The 20,228-nt window shown below is 56.9% G+C and carries 23 protein-coding genes; 5 read left to right on the forward strand and 18 right to left on the reverse strand.

The annotated features are described in order from the left end of the window. The first annotated feature begins 30 nt into the window (after positions 1-30). Positions 31-795, forward strand: a complete 765-nt coding sequence (locus FHC52_RS17820) for a helix-turn-helix domain-containing protein (protein ID WP_126289086.1) — start codon at positions 31-33, stop codon at positions 793-795. Here FHC52_RS17820 and leuA read toward each other — a convergent pair. The 13 genes from leuA to FHC52_RS17885 all read right to left on the reverse strand — a co-directional run bounded on the left by leuA (position 782) and on the right by FHC52_RS17885 (position 15,607). Next, the gene (gene leuA / locus FHC52_RS17825; RefSeq protein WP_039265555.1) at positions 782-2,437 is read right to left on the reverse strand and encodes a 2-isopropylmalate synthase; all 1,656 of its coding nucleotides are present in this window, start codon (positions 2,435-2,437) and stop codon (positions 782-784) included. The two genes, FHC52_RS17820 and leuA, sit on opposite strands and share 14 nt — an antisense overlap. 195 nt (positions 2,438-2,632) lie before the next feature. Continuing rightward, on the reverse strand, positions 2,633-4,180 hold the full coding sequence (gene emrB, locus FHC52_RS17830; protein WP_008502580.1) for a multidrug efflux MFS transporter permease subunit EmrB: 1,548 nt from the start codon (positions 4,178-4,180) through the stop codon (positions 2,633-2,635). A gap of 16 nt (positions 4,181-4,196) precedes the next feature. Further along, positions 4,197-5,369 (reverse strand): multidrug efflux MFS transporter periplasmic adaptor subunit EmrA, encoded by a 1,173-nt coding sequence (gene emrA, locus FHC52_RS17835; protein ID WP_021241959.1) that lies wholly within the window; start codon positions 5,367-5,369, stop codon positions 4,197-4,199. Positions 5,370-5,495: 126 nt separating this feature from the next. Next, entirely contained in the window at positions 5,496-6,026 is a 531-nt protein-coding gene (gene mprA, locus FHC52_RS17840) for a transcriptional repressor MprA (RefSeq protein ID WP_008502578.1), read from the reverse strand. Positions 6,027-6,340: 314 nt separating this feature from the next. Continuing rightward, a complete protein-coding gene (locus FHC52_RS17845) occupies positions 6,341-7,525 on the reverse strand; it encodes an MFS transporter (protein WP_049121334.1) in 1,185 nt (394 codons plus the stop codon). A gap of 184 nt (positions 7,526-7,709) precedes the next feature. Continuing rightward, positions 7,710-8,705: a glycine betaine/L-proline ABC transporter substrate-binding protein ProX gene (gene proX / locus FHC52_RS17850; protein WP_045336637.1), complete on the reverse strand. Its 996-nt coding sequence runs from the start codon at positions 8,703-8,705 to the stop codon at positions 7,710-7,712. A 9-nt stretch (positions 8,706-8,714) separates the two neighbouring features. After that, positions 8,715-9,779, reverse strand: coding sequence for a glycine betaine/L-proline ABC transporter permease ProW (gene proW / locus FHC52_RS17855; protein ID WP_008502575.1), 1,065 nt, complete (start codon positions 9,777-9,779; stop codon positions 8,715-8,717). Beyond that, the gene (proV, locus tag FHC52_RS17860) at positions 9,772-10,974 is read right to left on the reverse strand and encodes a glycine betaine/L-proline ABC transporter ATP-binding protein ProV (protein ID WP_008502574.1); all 1,203 of its coding nucleotides are present in this window, start codon (positions 10,972-10,974) and stop codon (positions 9,772-9,774) included. The genes proW and proV overlap by 8 nt, the downstream gene beginning before the upstream one ends. 330 nt (positions 10,975-11,304) lie before the next feature. After that, positions 11,305-12,264, reverse strand: a complete 960-nt coding sequence (gene nrdF / locus FHC52_RS17865; protein ID WP_126289082.1) for a class 1b ribonucleoside-diphosphate reductase subunit beta — start codon at positions 12,262-12,264, stop codon at positions 11,305-11,307. 9 nt (positions 12,265-12,273) lie between these two features. Next, positions 12,274-14,418 carry a class 1b ribonucleoside-diphosphate reductase subunit alpha gene (gene nrdE, locus FHC52_RS17870; RefSeq protein WP_128299406.1) on the reverse strand — a complete coding sequence of 715 codons (2,145 nt, stop codon included), beginning with the start codon at positions 14,416-14,418 and terminating at the stop codon, positions 12,274-12,276. Further along, positions 14,391-14,801, reverse strand: a complete 411-nt coding sequence (nrdI, locus tag FHC52_RS17875) for a class Ib ribonucleoside-diphosphate reductase assembly flavoprotein NrdI (RefSeq protein WP_126289078.1) — start codon at positions 14,799-14,801, stop codon at positions 14,391-14,393. The genes nrdE and nrdI overlap by 28 nt, the downstream gene beginning before the upstream one ends. Beyond that, positions 14,798-15,037 (reverse strand): glutaredoxin-like protein NrdH, encoded by a 240-nt coding sequence (nrdH, locus tag FHC52_RS17880; protein ID WP_008502570.1) that lies wholly within the window; start codon positions 15,035-15,037, stop codon positions 14,798-14,800. The genes nrdI and nrdH overlap by 4 nt, the downstream gene beginning before the upstream one ends. A gap of 243 nt (positions 15,038-15,280) precedes the next feature. Further along, entirely contained in the window at positions 15,281-15,607 is a 327-nt protein-coding gene (locus tag FHC52_RS17885) for a DUF883 domain-containing protein (protein ID WP_008502569.1), read from the reverse strand. 160 nt (positions 15,608-15,767) lie between these two features. Between FHC52_RS17885 and FHC52_RS17890 the strand changes: the two genes are divergently transcribed. Then, complete coding sequence (locus FHC52_RS17890) at positions 15,768-16,112, forward strand: DUF2002 family protein (RefSeq protein WP_008502568.1); 345 nt, start codon at positions 15,768-15,770, stop codon at positions 16,110-16,112. Positions 16,113-16,144: 32 nt separating this feature from the next. On the opposite strand, the gene alaE is transcribed toward FHC52_RS17890, so the two are convergent. After that, complete coding sequence (gene alaE / locus FHC52_RS17895) at positions 16,145-16,594, reverse strand: L-alanine exporter AlaE (protein ID WP_023294397.1); 450 nt, start codon at positions 16,592-16,594, stop codon at positions 16,145-16,147. 493 nt (positions 16,595-17,087) lie between these two features. On the opposite strand from alaE, the gene stpA reads away from it, so the two are divergent. After that, positions 17,088-17,492: a DNA-binding protein StpA gene (stpA, locus tag FHC52_RS17900; protein WP_008502566.1), complete on the forward strand. Its 405-nt coding sequence runs from the start codon at positions 17,088-17,090 to the stop codon at positions 17,490-17,492. Between the two features lie 38 nt (positions 17,493-17,530). Here the strand turns inward: stpA and FHC52_RS17905 are convergent, their stop codons facing one another. The 3 genes from FHC52_RS17905 to FHC52_RS17915 form a co-directional block, all read right to left on the reverse strand. Next, a complete protein-coding gene (locus FHC52_RS17905; RefSeq protein ID WP_008502565.1) occupies positions 17,531-17,710 on the reverse strand; it encodes a hypothetical protein in 180 nt (59 codons plus the stop codon). A 79-nt stretch (positions 17,711-17,789) separates the two neighbouring features. Continuing rightward, complete coding sequence (locus FHC52_RS17910; RefSeq protein WP_021241967.1) at positions 17,790-18,311, reverse strand: rhodanese family protein; 522 nt, start codon at positions 18,309-18,311, stop codon at positions 17,790-17,792. Positions 18,312-18,320: 9 nt separating this feature from the next. Further along, on the reverse strand, positions 18,321-18,620 hold the full coding sequence (locus FHC52_RS17915; RefSeq protein ID WP_008502563.1) for a helix-turn-helix transcriptional regulator: 300 nt from the start codon (positions 18,618-18,620) through the stop codon (positions 18,321-18,323). Positions 18,621-18,801: 181 nt separating this feature from the next. Here FHC52_RS17915 and FHC52_RS17920 point away from each other — a divergent pair, with 181 nt between their 5' ends. Continuing rightward, on the forward strand, positions 18,802-18,960 hold the full coding sequence (locus tag FHC52_RS17920) for a YqaE/Pmp3 family membrane protein (protein ID WP_008502562.1): 159 nt from the start codon (positions 18,802-18,804) through the stop codon (positions 18,958-18,960). Here the strand turns inward: FHC52_RS17920 and FHC52_RS17925 are convergent. Then, positions 18,957-19,886 (reverse strand): LysR substrate-binding domain-containing protein, encoded by a 930-nt coding sequence (locus FHC52_RS17925; protein WP_126289077.1) that lies wholly within the window; start codon positions 19,884-19,886, stop codon positions 18,957-18,959. The genes FHC52_RS17920 and FHC52_RS17925 overlap by 4 nt on opposite strands. A gap of 282 nt (positions 19,887-20,168) precedes the next feature. Between FHC52_RS17925 and FHC52_RS23065 the strand changes: the two genes are divergently transcribed. Then, positions 20,169-20,228, forward strand: a 60-nt coding sequence (locus FHC52_RS23065; RefSeq protein WP_131646547.1) for an IS1 family transposase, incomplete at its 3' end; no start/stop codon positions are given.

Here is a 20,228-nt window from a genome sequence, read left to right on the forward strand (position 1 = left end):
TGCCGGGCCTACATTGTGCTGGTGCCTCCTTTGACCACAACCTTAACCTTCTCATTTACCCACCGACCCCTCGTTCCGTTTGCCCATGATTACGTTCATGGTGACAGCGAACCCTGGCACAAGCACGACTGCGCGCAGCTGCTGCACACCCTGAGCGGCGTGGTAAGGGTGGATACCGCATCGGGCTGTTGGGTTGTGCCTCCCGGTCGCGGCGTCTGGCTGCCCGCGGGCACGCGGCATTCCCTTCGCATTACCGGCAACGTGGCGGCGCGAACGCTGTTTATCGATCCGCTGGCGCGGGCCGATCTTCCCGCCACCTGCCAGATCGTCCAGATCGCGCCGCTGCTGCGCGAGCTGATCCTCGTCTCCCTTGCGTTGCCTGAATCGTACTCACCCGGAAGCCGGGATGAGCGCGTCTATGAACTGATTCTCGATGAAATCCGCACTATGCCGGTGCTGCCGTTTCACCTGCCGGAGCCGGAAAGCGAGGCGTTACGTCGCCTGTGCCTGCAAATCCGGCAAAACCCGGGGGAAAGCTGGAGCAGCGCGCAGGCTGCGAGCCTGATGAACATGAGCGAGCGCACCCTGAACCGCCATTTTCAGCAGCAGACGGGTTTAAGCTACAGCGAGTGGTTGAGAAGGGCGCGTCTGCTGGAAGCCTTAGTGCGGCTGGCGCAGGGCCAGCCGATATTACGCGTGGCGCTGGATCTGGGATACGGGAGCCACAGCGCCTTTACGGCAATGTTCCGTCGGGTGATGGGCGTCTCCCCCAGCGATTACTTTAAGAACGACTGACGGCGTTAAAGAGCGCCTGAAGCGACGCGCGCGCCACGTCGCTATCAATGCCCACGCCCCAGCGGCTGCTGCCGTCCTGGAACAGGCAGCGGATGTAGGCCACCGAGCGGCTGTCGCTGCGTTCGCCTAACGTATGCTCGTGATAATCCTTGATCACGAACGGGGCGTTGACCCAGCGGCTCAGGCCGTGAGCGGCGGCGGAGAGCAGACCGTTGCCGTGACCTTCCAGCTGGCGCGTACCCCCCTGTGTGGCGACGCTGGCCGTCAAACGCAGCTGGCCGTCCTGCTGGCTGTCGCTGCGGTAGGATTGCAGCGCATACTGCGGCGTGGCCACCAGCCCGTAGCGGGTGCGAAACAGCTGCCACAGCGCATTTTGCGTCATCTCTTTTCCGTGACGGTCGGTTTCCTGCTGCACGTGCTGGCTGAAATCCTGCTGCAGGGCGCGGGGCAGTTTCAGACCATGATTCTGTTCGATCAGCCACGCGCTGCCGCTTTTCCCTGACTGGCTGTTCACGCGGATCACCGCTTCGTAGGTGCAGCCGATATCCTGGGGATCGACGGGCAGGTAAGGCATCTCCCAGCGATCGCCAGGCCTGCGGGCATCAAAGCCTTTTTTGATTGCGTCCTGGTGCGAGCCGGAGAAGGCGGTATAGGCCAGCCGTCCTGCCCACGGATGGCGCGGGTGCACCGGCAGCTGATTGCAGGTTTCCACCACTTCCACCACCCGGTTCATATCGCTAAAGTCCAGAGTCGGGCTGATACCCTGACTGTAGAGGTTCATCGCCAGCGTCACCAGGCAGACGTTGCCCGTGCGCTCGCCGTTACCGAACAGACAGCCCTCCACGCGGTCAGCCCCCGCCATTACGGCCAGCTCCGCGCAGGCGACGCCGGTACCGCGGTCGTTATGCGGATGCACGCTGATGCAGACATCACGTCGGCGGCTGAAGTGGCGACAGAAGTACTCGATCTGGTCGGCATAGACGTTCGGCGTGCTCACTTCGACGGTGGCGGGTAAGTTGATCACCATCGGGCGTTCGTCGCAAGGCTGCCAGATCTCCGCCACGGCTTCACAAATCTCCAGCGCAAATTCCGGCTCGGTAAAGCAGAAGGTTTCCGGAGAGTATTCGTACTGCCAGCGGGTGTCGGGATTTTCTTCACACAGCTGACGAATAAGCCGCGTGGCACGCGTCGCCAGCTCAACGATCTGCGCTTTCTCCATGCCGAATACCAGGCGGCGGAACAGCGGAGCGGTGGCGTTATACAGATGCACGGTCGCCTGCTTCGCGCCGCGCAGGGATTCAAAAGTGCGATGGATGAGATCTTCCCGTGCCTGAGTGAGCACCTGAATCGTCACGTCATCCGGGATGCGGTTCTCTTCAATCAGCTGGCGAACAAAGTTGAAATCCGTCTGCGAGGCGGAAGGAAAGGCAACTTCAATCTCTTTAAACCCGCAGCTTAACAGCAAATCCCAGAACTGCAGCTTGCGCGTGCTGTCCATCGGTTCGGCCAGAGCCTGGTTGCCGTCGCGCAGGTCGGTCGAGAGCCAGCGCGGCGCGCGGGTGATGCGTTGTTCCGGCCAGCGACGGTCGGGCAGGGAAAGGGTGGGAAAGGGTTGGTACTTGTCGGCGGGTGTGTTCAGCATGATGCGCTCCTGTTGTCTTTTCACTATCGTGAATCGATTTCAGGCGCGCTGCTTTATCGGCACTGACAATGGCTGTCGCGTTCTGGACACGGTGGCAATGGTTGCCCGGTGGCGCTGCGCTTACCGGGCCTACGGAAGTGTCAGTTATCGTAGGTCGGGTAAGGCGTAGCCGCCACCCGGCAACCCGCGCACAAACTAGTGCGCGCCGCCACCGCCACCACCGGCACCAAACGGCGGTCTGGCAAACCACACCAGCCCCAGCAGGACGATAAAGATCCCTGCCGATATCCAGAAAATTTCGTTGGCCGAGATAATCAGCCCCTGGTTGGTGATCTGCTGGGCAATCCAGCCGGACGCCTGCTGCTCCGTCATCCCCATTCCCTGCAGCTGGCTGTACATCTGCTGTGCGTTAGGGTTGAACGGGTTCACCGCTTCGGTCAGCTGCGCGTGGTGCATTGATTCGCGGTTCGTCCACAGGGTGGTGGTGATCGACGTCCCGATAGAGCCCGCCAGCGTACGGGTGAAGTTCGACAGGCTCGACGCGGCCGCCAGACGCTCGGGCGGCAGGCCAGAGAGCGTGATGGTGGTCAGCGGCATAAAGAAGCACGCCACCGCAAAGCCCTGAATGAACTGCGGCCACGCCGAGGCGCCAAAGTCCATTCCCGGCTCAAAGGTATACGCACGCCAGTAGAAGCACACCGCGTACATGATGAAGCTGAACGTCACCAGCCGACGCATGTCGAGCTTATGGGCGAAGCGGCCAATAATCGGCGACAGCAGGACCGGGATCACCCCGACAGGTGCCGACGCCAGACCCGCCCAGGTGGCGGTATAGCCATACACCTCCTGCAACAGCTGCGGCAGCAGAACAATCGCGCCGAAGTAGAGCATATAGGCGAGGCTGATACACAGGCAGCCGATGGTGAAGTTTCGCGACTTAAAGAGCGAGAGATCGACGATCGGGTTGTCGTCCGTCAGCTCCCAGACAATCAGGAAGCTTATCGACACCACCGCGACAATGGTCAGGATGATGATCTCCTGCGAGTTGAACCAGTCGAGCTCTTTACCGCGGTCGAGCATGATCTGCAGACTGCCGATACCCAGGATCAGCAGCGCCAGCCCGATGCTGTCGATACGGCGCTGTTCGGTGCGCGTCTCTCGTCCCCGCAGCGACTGCAGCGTCATCAATACCACGACGGCGCCAATCGGTACGTTGATGAAGAAGATCCAGCCCCAGTGGTAGTTATCGCTGATGTACCCGCCCAGAATCGGTCCGCAGATAGGCGCGACGATAACGGTCATCGACCAGAGCGCCAGCGCGACGGAACGTTTTGCGGGAGGGTAGTTGCTCAGCAGCAAACTCTGGGAAAGCGGGATCAGCGGCCCCGCGACAATCCCCTGAATGACGCGGAAGAAAATCAGCATCGTCAGGCTGCTGGACATGCCGCACGCCCACGAGGCCAGAACAAACGCCACCGTGGACCAGAGGAACAGCTTCACCTCACCGACGCGCTTTGCCAGCCAGCCGGTGATCGGAATGGAGATGGCGTTTGCCACCCCAAACGAGGTAATGACCCAGGTCCCCTGGCTCAGCGACGAGCCAAGGTTACCGGCGATGGTCGGGATCGCCACGTTTGCGATGGTGGAGTCCAGCACCTGCATGAATGTCGCCAGCGACAGCGCGATGGTCATAATGACCAGCTGCGCGCCTTCCAGCGGTTTTTGCGGCTTTTGCTGTTGCATAACGCTCACCTTCGGATTAACCGGCGTTTGCCTTCACGATGTCATCGATCAGCTTGTTGACCGGATCGAGGCTAATTTCACGGGCGTTACTTTCATAAACCGGGCTGCTACGCACCTGGCTTGCCAGGATCTGACCGTCGCGGTTGGCGGTGTCAACCGTCACCAGCGTGGAGAGGCCGATACGCAGCGGGTGATCCGCCAGCTGTTTGGCATCCAGTTCGATACGCACGGGCAGACGCTGTACGACTTTGATCCAGTTACCGGTGGCGTTTTGCGCAGGCAGCAGGGAGAAGGCGCTGCCGGTTCCCATATCCAGACCCACCACTTTGCCGGTGTACTTCACGTCATCGCCGTAGATGTCGCTGACAACCGTTGCGGTCTGGCCGATACGCATATGCGCAAGCTGCGTCTCTTTAAAGTTGGCGTCGACCCACAGGTTGTCCGCCGGCACAACCGCCATCAGCGGCGTGGTTGGGCTGATCTGCGCCCCTGGCTGGACGGAACGACGGGAGACATAGCCGGTCATTGGGCTGACGATTTTAGTACGCTGCAGGGCAAGCCACGCGTTGCGCACTTCGGTCGCCGCCTGCTGAACGGCAGGCTGGTTTTCCAGGCTGGTGCCCAGCACCATCGCCTGGTTGGCGTTGTACTGCTGAATGGCTACGTCCAGCTGTGCCTGAGCGCTGGCGACGGCGTCGCGGGCGTGCTGCAGCTCTTCACGGCCAATCAGGTTGGCGGTGCCGAGCGGCACGCGGCGGTTCAGATCGCTCTGCGCCTGCGCGAGTGCGGTTTTCTGCACGTCGATGTTGGCCTGCAGCTGCTTGCTGTTGATCATCAGCTGGCGGGTCTGACGAACGCTGGAGGCCAGCGCGGTCTGCGCTTTTTCAAACGCCTGCTGGGCGTCGGTTGGATCGAGCGTCACCAGCACATCGCCTTTTTGTACAAAGTCGGTATTGTCAGCCCAGACTTTCGTCACGCTGCCCGACACCTGCGCCATAATTTGTACCTGGTTCCCTGCCACGTACGCGTCGTCAGTCTCTTCAGCATGACGCAGTACTAAAAACCAATAGATCCCATATGCCACGGCAATAATGATAAAGAGCAAGGTCAACAGAAGAAGGGCGCTCTTACGTTTGCCTTTCTTGTTGGCCGGTTGCTGCGGGGTAGTGCTCTCCGCATTTGCGCTCATTGTTGTTCTCCACGATCTTCTTATTTTCACATCGGCTGAGCCGACCTGTTGTCAGAAAGGCCAGCAGTGTGACGTGCTGGCCTGTCGGTTTTCTTATAAATCTGGATTGTTGAGCGTGTCGTCGCGTTAGCGCAGCGCCTCAAGAACGGCGCCTTCTTCATCCATCTGGTCCAGACGGGTGAGCAGCTTGCGAGTGATGTGCTCAAGCTGGTCGCGCTCGGCGGTGCTGAGAGCGGACCAGAGTTTGTGCAGGCAATTGTGCTGAGGTGGCAGCACCTCGCGCAGGAATTCGTGACCTTTATCGGTCAGTTGCAGATGCAGGCAGCGGCGATCGTTATCGCTTTCACGGCGCTCAATCCAGCCGCGCTTTTCCAGCTCATCGGCAATTCGGGTGGCGTTGGTGCGGGAGGAGCCCAGCGCGCAGCTCAGCTCAGAAGGCTGAATGCTGTGGTTTTCCTGAGACTCCAGCGTGATCAACGCCATAAACAATGTCTCGTTAATCCCTTGAGCTTTCAGCATTTTATTGCGGTTTTCCAGTAGCTTACCCTGCATGTGCATGCACAGGCGAGTCAGCAGGATTTCCTGATACGGGAAGTCCTCATGGCGACTGGCGCGGAATTTAAGCATTTGTTCAATGGGCGTAAACGAACTATCCATTTGGGCATAACCTCATTAATTACAGCCGATATAGTAACGATAGTGACAAATAATGTAAATGAATTATTTGTGCGGTTATATCCGCCAAATTAATGTCACCATCAGAAAGCGCCGGGTAAGTCCGTGACCCGGTGAGCACAGAAAGCGTAGGGGATGAACCCGCTGAAGAGAGGATGTGAGGACGGGGGTCTGAACTATTCATGCCGATTGTAAATATGTCACCCACATTAAAATTTCTGGGATAAATGATTACGTTTACATTAACAGAGTGAGGGGCCCCTTTACACCCTAAGAGGCCCAAAGCAATGTAAAACTTAGTGAATTGCCTCCTGGCGATGGTAGCCGCGCCACCATACAAGCAGGTTAATCGTGGCGACGATGGCGCCAATTGCACATACCCCTGACCAGCCAGCATGCTGCCACGCCGAGGCGGAAATGAGCGAGCCCGCCGCGCCGCCAATAAAGTAGCTGGTCATGTACCCGGCCGTCAGGCGGTTACGCGCCTCTGGCTTCACGCGATAGATGACGGTCTGATTGGTAATGTGAACGCCCTGCACGGTGAGATCGAGTACCAGGATACCGACGATCAGCGCCAGCACCGAGACGTGCCCATACCAGATTGCCGCCCAGGAGAGCAGAAGTAACACCAGCCCCGCGGAGGTGGTCAGATGGGATTTGCCCTTGTCGGCCAGCCCGCCTGCGGGGCGCGCGCCCAGTGCGCCTGCGGCACCGGCCAGGCCGAACAGGCCAATCACCCCTTCGGAATAATTAAACGGCGGCGCGGCCAGCAGAAACGCCATCGACGTCCAAAGAATGCTGAAGTTGGCGAAGGTGAAGCAGCCCAGCAGGGCGCGGGTGCGCAGAAGTTTATCCTGGGTGAACAGGCTGAAAACGGAGGCCAGCAGCTGCGGGTAATTCAGGTGATTTTCCTGCTTCACTTTTGGCAGCCCGCGCCACAGCGCCAGCGCCATGACGACCATCAATACGCTCGCCACCCAGTATACGGTGCGCCAGCCGCCGAGGCTTGCCAGCAGCCCGGCGACGGTACGTGCCAGCAAAATCCCCAGCAGCAGGCCGCTCATGATGGTGCCCACCACCTTGCCACGTTTTTCCGGTGAGGCGAGGGTCGCGGCGAGCGGCACCAGGATTTGCGCCACCACGGAGAACAGCCCCGTCAGCGCGGTACCGATAATCATCATCGTCAGCGACTGGCTGCTGGCGGTGATCAGCATCCCGCCGGCGGCCAGAAGCGTCATGGAGACGATCAGCATCCGGCGTTCGAACATATCGCCGAGCGGCACCAGGAACAGCAGCCCGGCGGCATAGCCGAGCTGGGCGGCGGTAACGATAAAGCCTGCGGAACTGGCGGAAAGGTCAAACGCGCGGGCGATGGTGTCGAGAAGAGGCTGCGCGTAATAGTTGCTGGCGACGGCCAGACCCGTTGCCACGGACATTAAAAGGATGAGTGCGGGGCTAAGCCCTTGAGTGGTTTTTGTCATTAGTTTCAGGAATCGTTAGTGAAGTGATTATTTTTCCGGAAACCATAATAGCCAATGATTGTGAATGTGGGGGGATTGTTACGTGCTGGATTGTGCGGTTTAGGTCGGGTGCGGTCTGATCCCCTCACCCCGGCCCTCTCCCAGTGTACGATCCGGGGAGAGGGTTAGGGTGAGGGAAAAGGTTTTATTTCTGCGCCGCCAGCGCCGCTTTCACCCAGCCGTCAAACTGCTGCTGGTGGGCCTTGATCCAGCCGTCGACGTGGCCTTTAACATCCGCCTCAGACGATTTGCCCGCGTGCATCATCGCGTTCTGGGCGTTGATGTCCGCCAGCGGCAGCTTCATCACCGAGAACAGCTTCGCCGCCGCCGGGTTTTTCTCCGCCCAGGCTTTGTTCGCCACGATATGCATGGTGTTCACCGGGAAGCCGTAGTTCATGCCGTTCGGCAGTTTGGTGTCGATATCTTTCTGCTCGCCCGGCAGGGAGGAGAACGGCACCTGCAGCCACACCACGTCTTTACCCGGCTTCAGCACGTCGCTCACCCAGTACGGCGTCCAGGTGTAGTAGATCACCGGTTTACCCTCTTTGAAGCGGGCAATGGTGTCGGCCATCATCGCTGAATAGTTGCCGTGGCTCACGTCGACCGTTTTCGCCAGATCGAACGCCTTGTTCTGGTGGTTAATCACCGCTTCGCAGCCCCAGCCCGGCGAGCAGCCCATCATGTCGGCCTTGCCGTCACCGTTGGTGTCAAACAGTTTGGCGATCTTCGGATCCTTCAGCTGTTCGATGTTGGTGATGTGGTACTGGTCGGCGGTTTTCTTGTCGATCAGGTACCCCTGCGCCGCGCCGGTGACAAAGGTGCCTTCACGGTAGAATTTCTTATCGCCACCGGCGGCGGCATACATATCGTCATGCAGCGGCTGCCAGTTTACGGCGGTAAAGGTGGCGTCACCGGAGGCAATCGAGGTGTAGCCCACGTTGTAATCCACTTCGCTCGGCGTGTTAACCGTATAGCCCAGTTTTTCCAGCGCGCGGCTGACCAGCAGGGTCTGGAAGCTCTCTTCCGAAATAGTGCTCTGCACCGGCTGCACGGTAATGCCTTTGCCCGGCAGGTCAGCCGCGAACGTGCTGGTGGAGACAAGGGTGGCAAACGCTGTGGCAAAAAGTACGTTATGTCGCATCGTTGTTCCTTATTTTCTAAAGGGGCGGGTGAGTAACCCAACAGGGCCGGTGGAATACCAGCGACGGTTGCCGCGACTGCGTGAATCGCGACCGACGGCCTGGGTCAGGCGGTCAAGAATAATGGCGAGGATCACAATCCCGACGCCGCCAACGGTAGCCAGCCCCATGTCGAGACGGCCAATGCCGCGCAGCACCATCTGACCGAGACCGCCAACGGCGATCATCGAGGCAATCACCACCATCGAAAGGGCCAGCATCAGCGTCTGGTTCACGCCCGCCATGATGGTCGGCATCGCCAGCGGGAGCTGAACCTTAAACAGCATCTGGCGCGGGCTGGCGCCGAACGAGCGTGACGCTTCGATCAGGTCCGCAGGCACCTGATTGATCCCGAGAATGGTCAGACGAATAATCGGCGGCAGGGCAAAGATAATGGTGACCACCACGCCCGGCACGTTGCCAATGCCGAACAGCATCACAATCGGCACCAGATAGACGAACGCCGGGGTGGTCTGCATTGCATCCAGCAGCGGGCGGATAATCTTCGCGGCCCGCGGGCTGCGCGCCAGCCAGATCCCCATCGGCAGGCCGATGACGATGCAGAAGAGCAGGGCGGTCAGCACCAGCGCCAGGGTGATCATCGCCTGCGACCAGGCCCCAATCGCGCCGATGGCAATCAGCGAAATCAGCGTGGCGACACCCATCCCGGCGCTGCCAAACTGCCAGGCGATCAGGGAGAACAGGATAATCGCCACCGGGGCCGGCATGCCCAGCATCAGCTGCTGGAAGCCGTTCAGGATGTAATCCACCGGGATGCGGATCCCCTGGAAAACCGGGCGGAAGTGCGTGACCACCCAGTCGATCCCCTCCGTGACCCAGCTGTCCAACGGGATCAGCGTCTTGTGGAACGGATCCATAATATTGAAGTGCTCTGGCGCAGGCGCGGGTGCGCTGTTCAGCCAGTCCGCCGCACCGCCACCGTCGGCGGGTGCTGGCGTGGAACCCCACGCGTCGGCGGATTGCGCAGCGTTGTCCGCCGCTTCAGTGGTGCCCCACGGGTTAGTTTGATCAGCCATTATTTGCCCCCTCGCGATCTAAAGCCTGCAGCAGCATCCGTTTGGAGATGATGCCGACGTACTGTTGTTCCTCACCCACGACCGGTACGGCGCAAGGTGCCTGCCCCACGTGAGAGAGCAACTCGCTGAGCGGCGTTTCGGCGTCCACGGCAAGCGGAGCGTCAATTAACGCCGCATCGATCCCCTGGTTTTCGCTGAGCGCGGTTTTCAGAGAATCGATGGAGACAACGCCGACAAATTTATTGCCGCGTTCAACCAGATAACCGTATTCACGGTCTTCGTCCTGCAGGAGCTTCAGCGCGGAGCGCGGGCCGAAGCCAGGGGTTTTACGAATAATGCCGTTTGGCGTTCGACGGGCAATATCTTTGGCGCTAAAGACCTGGCTAATATCCACGCCGCGGAAGAAGGTGCGCACATAATCATTTGCCGGATTATTGAGAATTTCATCCGGCGTGCCGACCTGCACCACTTCACCATTTTGCATAATGGCAATACGGTCGCCAATACGCATGGCTTCATCCAAATCGTGGGAAATAAAGACAATGGTCCGCTGATGTTTCGCCTGTAATTTTACCAGCTCATCCTGCATCTCGGTGCGAATTAACGGATCGAGGGCAGAGAAGGCTTCGTCCATTAATAAAATGTCTGGATTAATGGCTAATGCGCGGGCTAATCCCACGCGCTGACGCATGCCGCCGGAAAGTTCATCCGGGTACGCATGCGCATAATTTTCCAGCCCAACCTGACGCAGGGCGTCAAGGGCTTTTTCCTGACGTTCCTGCGCGGGTGTGCCGGCTAATTCCATGCCGAAAGCGGTATTATCCAGCACCGTCATATGTGGCATCAGTGCGAATGACTGGAATACCATCGCAATCTTCTTTCTGCGCACCTCGCGAAGCTCGGCGTCTGATATTCTGGCGATATCCACGCCGTCAATCAGCACCTGTCCGCGGGTGGGTTCAATCAGGCGATTGAGAAGGCGAACCATAGTGGATTTACCCGAACCGGATAATCCCATGATGACAAAAATCTCGCCTTCTTCAATGGCCAGACTGGCGTCTTTAACGCCAAGCGATAGCCCGGTTTTTTCCAGAATTTGCTCTTTCGAAAGGCCTTTCTCAATATATTTGAATGCGCGCTGAGGATGCTCGCCAAATACTTTATAAAGATTTTTCACTTCTAATTTAATTGCCATGCAATAGAGAGTGTCCTGTTATTTGTTTATGTCGATATGATTACCATGGTAAATTGTTAACGGGCATAACCCTAACATACTGAGAATCTGAGACAACCCTGGGTTTGCTTATGACGTAAATTTTCAGGGAGGCGAAACGGCTCAATTTCCCATGAGTAAAGGGCTGAGCGGGATTTGAATTTTTCTCAATTTTTTGCTGCGGCATCGGGGAATTTCGCCTGAATCGGGTGATTCAGGCGAATAGGGCACGGAAATGACAGTGTAGTTGTTTTGTAAATATTGGAGAGGAAATTGTTGGGTTTATATTAAATTAACGAACGTTAACGTTCATTAAAAATCCCAGTCCTCATCCTCGGTTTCCACCGCTTTGCCCATCACGTACGACGAACCCGATCCGGAGAAGAAATCGTGATTTTCGTCGGCGTTGGGCGACAGCGCGGAGAGAATCGCCGGGTTAACCTCCGCCATTTCCGGCGGGAACAGCGCCTCGTAACCCAGGTTCATCAGCGCCTTGTTGGCGTTGTAGCAAAGGAAAACCTTGACGTCTTCCTCCCAGCCGGTGCCGGCGTAGAGTTCCTCGGTATAGCTCAGCTCGTTGTCGTACAGATCCATCAGCAAATCCAGCGCAAACCCTTTAAGCTCCTCGCGCTCCGCGTCGCTGACCTTTTCCAGCCCTTTCTGATACTTATAGCCGATGTAATACCCGTGCACCGCTTCATCCCGAATGATGAGGCGAATCAAATCGGCGGTGTTGGTGAGCTTGCCTCGGCTCGACCAGTACATGGGCAGCCAGAAGCCAGAATAGAAGAGGAATGATTCCAGAAACACGCTGGCGATCTTCTTCTTCAGCGGCTCGTCGGCCCGATAATACGCCAGTACCAGCTCCGCCTTTCTTTGTAACGACTCGCTCGCTTCGCTCCAGGCGTAGGCCGCGTCCACGTCTTTGGTCTGGCACAGCGTGGAGAAAATCGAGCTGTAGGAGCGGGCGTGCACCGCCTCCATAAAGCTAATGTTCGACATCACCGCCTCTTCGTGCGGCGTCAGCGCGTCACCCATCAGAGCCGGTGCGCCAACGGTATTCTGAATGGTGTCCAGCAGCGTCAGGCCAGTAAAGACGCGGATCGTTAGCTGCTGCTCGGTGTGGCTCAGGGTTTGCCAGGCCGGAATATCGTTGGAGAGCGGGACCTTTTCCGGCAGCCAGAAGTTGCTGGTCAGACGGTTCCATACCTCCAGGTCTTTATCGTCCTGGATTTTGTTCCAGTTAACGGCACTCACGCGTGACAGTTTCATCCTTTCTCCTTACAGCGCGCAGGACACGCAGCCTTCAATTTCGGTGCCTTCCAGCGCAAGCTGGCGCAGGCGAATGTAGTAGAGCGTCTTGATACCTTTCTTCCAGGCGTAGATTTGCGCTTTGTTGATGTCCCGCGTGGTGGCGGTATCCGGGAAGAACAGCGTCAGCGAGAGTCCCTGATCCACATGTTTCGTCGCCTCGGCGTAGGTATCGATGATTTTTTCCGGGCCGATCTCATACGCGTCCTGGTACAAAGCCAGGTTCTCATTGGTCATAAACGGGGCAGGGTAGTAAACGCGTCCGGTTTTGCCTTCTTTGCGAATTTCAATTTTCGACACGATCGGGTGAATGCTCGACGTGGCGTGATTGATGTAGGAGATCGAACCGGTTGGCGGTACGGCCTGCAGGTTCTGGTTGTAGATGCCGTAGCGCATCACATCATCACGCAACTGCTGCCACATCTCGCGCGTCGGCAGGACGATCCCGGCGCGGGCAAACAGCTCCCTTACTCGCGCCGTTTTCGGCTGCCAGTCGCCTTCCAGATACTGGCTGAAATACTCTCCGCTGGCGTAGCGGGACTGCTCAAAGCCCGCGAAACGCTGGTTGCGCTCGCGCGCCAGCATCATCGAGGTATGCAGCGCGTGCCAGGTGACGGTGTAAAAATAGAGGTTGGTGAAGTCCAGCCCTTCCGGGCTGCCGTAGGCGATGCCTTCCCGCGCCAGGTAGCCGTGCAGGTTCATCTGCCCGAGGCCAATGGCGTGCGACGCGGCGTTGCCCGCCTCGATGGACGGCACGCTGCGGATGTGGCTCATGTCCGACACCGCCGTCAGCCCGCGAATGGCGGTTTCTATCGTGCGGCCAAAGTCGGGGGAATCCATGGTGTGGGCGATATTCAGCGACCCGAGGTTGCAGGAGATGTCTTTGCCGATCTCCGCGTAGTCCAGATTCTCGTCATAGCGGGAGGCGCTGTTGACCTGCAAAATCTCCGAGCACAGGTTGCTCATGTTGATGCGCCCGGCAATCGGGTTTGCGCGGTTCACCGTGTCCTCGTACATGATGTACGGATAGCCGGACTCAAACTGAATTTCGGCAAGCGTCTGGAAGAAATCGCGGGCGTTGATGGTTTTTTTGCGGATGCGATCGTCGGCCAGCAGCTCGTCGTACAGCTCGCTTATCGCCACGTCGCCAAAGGCTTTGCCGTAAATCCGCTCAACGTCATACGGCGAGAAGAGCGCCATGTCGGCATTCTCTTTGGCGAGCTTAAAGGTGATATCCGGGATCACCACGCCGAGCGACAGGGTTTTGATGCGGATTTTTTCGTCGGCGTTTTCGCGCTTGGTATCGAGGAAACGCAGAATGTCGGGGTGGTGCGCGTGCAGATAAACCGCGCCCGCGCCCTGACGCGCGCCAAGCTGGTTGGCGTAGGAGAAGGCATCTTCCAGCATCTTCATGACCGGGATCACGCCGGAGGACTGGTTTTCGATGCGCTTAATCGGCGCGCCCGCTTCACGCAGGTTCGAGAGCAGAAACGCCACGCCGCCGCCGCGTTTGGAGAGCTGCAGCGCCGAGTTCACCGCGCGGCCTATCGACTCCATATTATCTTCAATGCGCAGCAGGAAGCAGGAGACCAGCTCGCCGCGCTGGGCTTTGCCGCAGTTGAGAAAGGTCGGCGTGGCGGGCTGGAAGCGGCCGGAGAGGATCTCGTCGGTGAGCTGTTGCGCCAGCGCTTCATCGCCCTGCGCCAGGGTCAGCGCGACCATCACCACGCGATCTTCAAAGCTTTCTAAGTAGCGCTTACCGTCGAAGGTCTTCAGGGTGTAGCTGGTGTAGAACTTCCACGCGCCAAGGAACGTCTGGAAACGAAAGCCGCTGGCGTGGGCGCGTTCAAACAGCTTCACGACGAAGGCGCGTGCGTAGCGGGTGAGGACGCGGGCGTCGTAGTAACCTTCGTTAACCAGGTAGTCGAGACGTTCATCCTGGCTCGCGAAGGTCACGCTGTTGGGCCGCACGTGGGCGGCAAAAAAGGCGTCCACCGCCTCACGGTCTTTATCAAACTGAATGCGTCCCTCCCGGTCATAGAGGTTAAGCATTGCGTTTAATGCGTGGTAATCCGGTGTCGCCTGTATTACCCGTTCTGCGGTTGTCGTTGCCAAAATTCGTTCACTCCTTTACGCACGTTTTCGACGTCCTGCTGCGTCCCCATCAGCTCAAAGCGATAGAGATACGGCACGCCGCATTTTTGAGAGATGACATCTCCGGCGCGGCCAAAGGCATCGCCGAAATTGCGATTGCCCGCCGCGATCACGCCTCGGATTAGCCCGCGGTTATGCGGATCGTTCAGAAAGCGGATCACCTGACGAGGCACTGCGCCCGCCGTACCGCCGCCGCCGTAGCTGGGCACCACCAGAATGTACGGTTCTTCTACCCGGATGCGCTCCCGCTCGTTGAGGGGAATGCGCACCGCAGGCAGCCCGACGCGCGCCATAAAACGGAGCGTGTTTTCCGAGCTACTGGAGAAGAAGACCAGCCGACTCATGCCCGTGCGGCCTGCGCGGCGATGCGGTTGATCATGTCCGGGCGAAAGCCAGACCAGCTGGTCTCCCCGGCCACCACCACCGGAAGCTGACGGAAACCCTGCGCGCGAAGGGTATCGGCGGCCTCGGGCTGCTGGTCAATATTCACCATCTCAAACGCCACGCCGCGGCTTTCCATCGCCCGTTTGGTCGCGTGGCACTGAACACAATCGTTACGAGTGTAAATAATAATGCTCATGATTCGTATTTCCATTTAAAATGAGAGAGCGGCGCGAATCATCGCGTCAGGTTGTGTGTATCTTGCTAAAAGGAATACTAGATGTAGTTGTCTTAAGTTTCAACCATACAAGATATGGGAAATTTAGATTGATGATGCCCTGATGATGAGCACAGCGGGGCAGGGGATGTTGTACGGGTTTTTCAGGCTTGCGGGCATTAAAAAGCCCCGGTGCCAGCGGCGACCGGGGCTAATGGCTCGCGCTTACTTACGCAGGCTAAGCAGAGCGCCGACGAAGATCCCGACTGCCGCTACCGTGCCGAGCGTGCAGAGCGGTTTTTCGCGCACGAAGGTCGTTGCGCAGCTGACCGCATCGCAGGCAGCCTGTGTGGTACGCGTGCGGCCATTTAGGCGTGCGCGGGTTTCACGGAGCAGAGACTGAGCCTTACGTTTTGCGGCATCCGCTTCGTCCTTCGCGTCACTTCCCCAGGATTTCAGCACCTCTTCCAGCGTGTCTGCTAATTGGCTGACATCATTACGAATATCCTGAGCGTCGTCGTTAATATCGTTTCGGTTCGGTCTGTTAAACATACGATCCTCCGTAATTTTGTGTTCCCGTTCAGTTTAGTTCAGAAATTTAATATCTGAAGCGCATCACGCGATATCCGCCAGTTTATGGACTATTCTGAAAGCCCTGCTAATGCTGAATACTGTAAGGTTGCCGGGCAGGAAAAGATAACGAGGAAAAGATATGTATTTACGACCTGACGAGGTGGCACGCGTTCTTGAAAAAGAGGGATTCACCATGGATGAGGTGACGCCAAAAGCGTATGGATATCGCCGTGGCGAGAATTATGTTTACGTTAATCGTGAAGCAAGAATGGGACGTACCGCTCTCATTATTCACCCGACGCTGAAAGACAGAAGTCTGTCATTTGCTGAGCCTGCCTCGGATATTAAAACCTGCGATCATTATCAGCAATTTCCGCTCTATTTAGGCGGAGAGACGCATGAGCATTATGGTATTCCGCATGGTTTCAGCTCGCGTATGGCGCTGGAACGGTTTTTGAAGGGACTGTTTGGCGACGTACAGTAAATTTGCGACTGGCCTGCGCCAGTCGCTTCACATCACGCTTTAGCCTGGCTGTACTGGCTGACCTTAAACAGGCGGCGACAGTAGTCGAGGAAATAGCCATACACCGCCCCCATCAGCATTGAAATCACAATATTCGAACTGACCGCCGCCGCGATCTGGTGCCAGTCCGCGCCCACCGTCAACAGAATGGCCACGTAAACCGGCGACTGGAACGTCACATAGGCCAGAACGTCTGCCAGGTTTTTCACCCAGCCTGCGGGGCTGACACGCCGCGCGAAGCGCATGACGGCATCGCGGTATAAACCGTAAGGCCAGGCAATAATAATATTGACCGGAATCGCCACCAGACGAGAAGAAAGTGACTGCTCGAAGGACATTCCGGAGAGGAATATTTCGATCAGCATGTTCACAACGGAACAGTAGACAACCATCGCGAAAGTATCCGCCACAGCATGGCGAAGGCGTGATTGCGGTGAGAACATGTCTGAACTCCTTGAGAAGAACACAAAAGAAACGATTTTCCCGAAGCGCTTAGTGCTTTAGGTTGGTTTGTTTGACGTGTATAGCGTATATCTCTACGTTTGAAGTAACAACTAGTGATTAATTTTTATTTAATCGCGTTTTGTCCACAAAATTCTCTAAAATTGATGGTTTTTTGTTCGCTTCGTTATAATCTGTCTCGTGCGATGATTTTTGGTTTTAAATCATTAGCTTAACTATCTTGATGTTGAAAGGTGAGTCAGTGCTTTTGTGGGTAGCGCAGAATGCTGAAATTTTGATTAAGGTTGACCCTTTATATTGCAGTGATGATTGAATCCCTGCGTATCGCTCAGACGTTATAAGATAATATTAACGGCGACAGTTAAACATATTTACGCTATTGACTGGCCAGCCTGCGGGTAGATATTTCAGCGGAAATGAATTATTCTGTCGGTGATTTATCTATTTACCCTAAACAAAAGGTTTTCAAATAATATGTCTTTGACGTTACAGAATCTTAATAATATCCGAACTCTGCGCGCCATGGCACGCGAATTATCCCTGGACGTTCTTGAGGAAATGCTGGAAAAAGTCAGGGTCGTTGCTGAAGAGAAACGTAGTGAGCTGGCGGAATTAGAGCAGCAGAGAGCCGAGCAGCAGGAGAAAATTAATGCTCTGCTGGAGCGGATGAAAGCCGATGGTATTTCACCGACCGATCTGCTGGGCTCTGAACTGGCGCAGACGGGTAAATCCACGAAAAAGCGTAAGCCGCGTGAAGCGAAATACCGCTTTATTGACCAGAACGGTGAAGAGAAAACGTGGACCGGCCAGGGCCGTACGCCAAAGCCTATTGCCAGCGCGCTGGCAGAGGGGAAATCACTGGATGATTTTCTAATCTAATGCGTGAACCGGGCGGAACATACCGCCCGGCACTCTTTTCAGCAGACGCCGAAATCACCGTCTTCGGTATACGGCGCCAGCTCGGCGGCTTTCAGGGTATATTTCTCGCCTTGTTCATTGCTGGCCTGTACCGCCACCACGCTTTCACCGTTCACTTCGAGCACTTTCAGCTTCGGGCCGCCTTTACGCGGTTGTACATAATCACCGACAGAAAACATATTACCTCCTCATCGTTTTAGCGATCTTCACCTTAGCCCACGTATGACACCGGGTACAGCGTATTTCACCGATTACTGCTTATGAGGTACGCCGGTTCCAGGGCATCACCTTCAGCAGCCGCGCCATGCCGCAAAAACCGGTCACACCGGCGAACAGCAGCCCGGCCCCCACGAAGCCGCTGAGCAGGAAAAAGCCGTCTGAGACGCTATAGCCCAGCACTACGCCGCAGAGAATGAGCAGCCCGGCAGCGATTTGCACCTGACGCATCAGCGGCAGCGGCTGGGTTTTGTCTTCGACTGTCTGCAGACCCGCCTGCTTCCAGCCCTGAATGCCTCCTTCGACCACAAATGCCTGAGCAGGGGCGGCAGCCTGCGCAAGGCGATCGGCATTGCCTGAGGTGCGTGCGCCAGACTGGCAGTGAAAAATCACCGTTTCGCCCGCCTGCGTTTTAAGTCCGCCGGGTAAGGTATCCAGCGGCACGGACTGCGCGGCGGGAATATGCTCGCGGGCGTACTCGTCGGCATCACGAATATCAATCAGTTTTGCGCCATCGGCGATGCGGGCATTGGCCTCGCGCGGCGAAAGAAGGGGAAGTGACATGGCGGCTCCTTACGGGCAATAAAGGGTTTTCAGGGTGCTGATAAGCTGATGCACCGCGTCGTTTTTAATGAAATAGAGAATGCGCTGCGCCTCGCGGGTGCTGGCGATCAGGCCTTCCTCACGCATGCGCGCCAGATGCTGCGACGTGGCGGAAGGACTCAGGCCCGTCGCGCGGGCCAGCTCCCCCGCGCTGGTGCCGGGGGCGCCGCACAGCGTGCAGAGGATCAGAAGCCGACGCGGGTTGCTCATTGCTTTTAAAAGCGTTGCGGCCTGCTCTGCGCTGGCCTGAAGCTGTTCAAGTTCAGTCATAGTACTTTAGCATTTACTTAATTAAGGTAATACTAAAGTATTTGCGCGCATTACGCCAGCGTCAAAAGCGTAAAAGAGGGTAAACGCGGAGCAGGGAACTGGCGCAGACAGGTAAACTGGCTATGCTTAGAAAGGGTTCTCTCTATTATTTTCAATGGATTAGCTTGCACGGAGTGTTAATATGGGTTTTTGGCGTATTGTTTTTACCATCCTGCTGCCGCCGCTGGGCGTGCTGTTGGGCAAAGGGCTTGGCTGGGCGTTTATCATCAACATTCTTCTGACGCTGCTGGGCTACTTCCCCGGCCTCATTCACGCATTTTGGGTACAGAGCAAAAGCTAAGCGCGCCACAGTAAATCGCTATAGATATCGGTCAGCACACCCGCTGGACCAAACTGCTGTTTGATCCAGCGCGTGACCTGGCCTGTCGCGGCATGCTGCGTGGCGAGCAGCATGCGCGAATCCTGACGCGGGTTATTGATACGTCGCGTCACCAGCATCCCGTCTTCCACCGCGTCCCGCGCCATATACTCCGGTAAAAAACCTATCCCCTCTCCCAGGATCTGACACTGGCATTTGGTATTAAAGTCCGGCACCAGAATCGCCTCCTGACCGTGCAGCAGCCAGCCCACCTTCTTGTTAATGGTGTGTGCGGTATCTTCCACCATGATGTTGGGATACAGGCGCAGCTGGCTCTCCGCTATCGGTTCCGGAACGAACGCCAGCGGATGCGCCGGCGCAATGGCAAACACCCAGCGGATGGCGCCGATCTCGGTGTAGTCAATCCCACCGCCGTCGAGCAGCGTGTCCGGCGCGCCAATGGCGATATTGGCCTGGTTATTGATGATCGAATCCCACACGCCGTTATAGACCTCGGTGGTGACGGTGATCTGGCAGGTCGGAAACTGCTTTTTCAGCACCTGCAGCAGCCGCGCGGTATGGCGCGGCGTATATAACAGCTGGTTGATACAGATGCGCACCCGCGCCTCGATGCCCTGTGAAATGGTATCAATCCCGCGCTTGATGGCGTGGAAGTCGTTAAGCAGGTCGGTGGCTTTGCGGTAAAAGTAGAACCCGGACTCGGTCAGCTCAATGCTGCGCGTGTTACGCACAAACAGCACCACGTCCAGCCCGGTTTCCATGCGCTTGATGGTGTAACTGATGGCGGAGGTGGTGACCCCCAGCTCGGCAGCCGCCTTGCTGAAGCTGCCGAAGCGTGCGGCGGTGGTGAAGGCCAGCAGGTTCTCTTCGGTAAAGATGGAATTCATATCACAGCTTCCTCAGTCATCAGTTTTGAACATATTTTAACAACGCCTTTACAACACATTTGAAGCCGATCACAGTTCTGACTCTTTACGCAGAGCCCCGTCATGCAAGGCTTTTTCAACCATAAGAATAATGCAGCCTGAGGCGCTAAAAAGCGGTTAAACATAAGAAAAAGGTTGCACGGACGCACGTTTTATCCCAACTGTTGAATTTATCTCAACAATGAATTGGTAATGGTGCCAACTTACTGATTTAGTGTATGATGGTGTTTTTGAGGTGCTCCAGTGGCTTCTGTTTCTATCAGCTGTCCCTCCTGTTCAGCTACTGAAGGCGTGGTGCGTAAC

Origin of the sequence: Enterobacter sp. EC_64 (genome assembly GCF_019584165.1) — a bacterium.
Taxonomy (GTDB): Bacteria; Pseudomonadota; Gammaproteobacteria; order Enterobacterales; family Enterobacteriaceae; genus Enterobacter; species Enterobacter roggenkampii.

Coding starts and splice junctions, on each gene's coding strand:
- leuA (WP_039265555.1), bottom strand. CDS start 2,437: ATGCTGAACACACCCGCCGACAAGTACCAACCCTTTCCCACCCTTTCC.
- emrB (WP_008502580.1), bottom strand. CDS start 4,180: ATGCAACAGCAAAAGCCGCAAAAACCGCTGGAAGGCGCGCAGCTGGTC.
- emrA (WP_021241959.1), bottom strand. CDS start 5,369: ATGAGCGCAAATGCGGAGAGCACTACCCCGCAGCAACCGGCCAACAAG.
- mprA (WP_008502578.1), bottom strand. CDS start 6,026: ATGGATAGTTCGTTTACGCCCATTGAACAAATGCTTAAATTCCGCGCC.
- FHC52_RS17845 (WP_049121334.1), bottom strand. CDS start 7,525: ATGACAAAAACCACTCAAGGGCTTAGCCCCGCACTCATCCTTTTAATG.
- proX (WP_045336637.1), bottom strand. CDS start 8,705: ATGCGACATAACGTACTTTTTGCCACAGCGTTTGCCACCCTTGTCTCC.
- proW (WP_008502575.1), bottom strand. CDS start 9,779: ATGGCTGATCAAACTAACCCGTGGGGCACCACTGAAGCGGCGGACAAC.
- proV (WP_008502574.1), bottom strand. CDS start 10,974: ATGGCAATTAAATTAGAAGTGAAAAATCTTTATAAAGTATTTGGCGAG.
- nrdF (WP_126289082.1), bottom strand. CDS start 12,264: ATGAAACTGTCACGCGTGAGTGCCGTTAACTGGAACAAAATCCAGGAC.
- nrdI (WP_126289078.1), bottom strand. CDS start 14,801: ATGAGTCGGCTGGTCTTCTTCTCCAGTAGCTCGGAAAACACGCTCCGT.
- nrdH (WP_008502570.1), bottom strand. CDS start 15,037: ATGAGCATTATTATTTACACTCGTAACGATTGTGTTCAGTGCCACGCG.
- FHC52_RS17885 (WP_008502569.1), bottom strand. CDS start 15,607: ATGTTTAACAGACCGAACCGAAACGATATTAACGACGACGCTCAGGAT.
- FHC52_RS17890 (WP_008502568.1), top strand. CDS start 15,768: ATGTATTTACGACCTGACGAGGTGGCACGCGTTCTTGAAAAAGAGGGA.
- alaE (WP_023294397.1), bottom strand. CDS start 16,594: ATGTTCTCACCGCAATCACGCCTTCGCCATGCTGTGGCGGATACTTTC.
- stpA (WP_008502566.1), top strand. CDS start 17,088: ATGTCTTTGACGTTACAGAATCTTAATAATATCCGAACTCTGCGCGCC.
- FHC52_RS17905 (WP_008502565.1), bottom strand. CDS start 17,710: ATGTTTTCTGTCGGTGATTATGTACAACCGCGTAAAGGCGGCCCGAAG.
- FHC52_RS17910 (WP_021241967.1), bottom strand. CDS start 18,311: ATGTCACTTCCCCTTCTTTCGCCGCGCGAGGCCAATGCCCGCATCGCC.
- FHC52_RS17915 (WP_008502563.1), bottom strand. CDS start 18,620: ATGACTGAACTTGAACAGCTTCAGGCCAGCGCAGAGCAGGCCGCAACG.
- FHC52_RS17920 (WP_008502562.1), top strand. CDS start 18,802: ATGGGTTTTTGGCGTATTGTTTTTACCATCCTGCTGCCGCCGCTGGGC.
- FHC52_RS17925 (WP_126289077.1), bottom strand. CDS start 19,886: ATGAATTCCATCTTTACCGAAGAGAACCTGCTGGCCTTCACCACCGCC.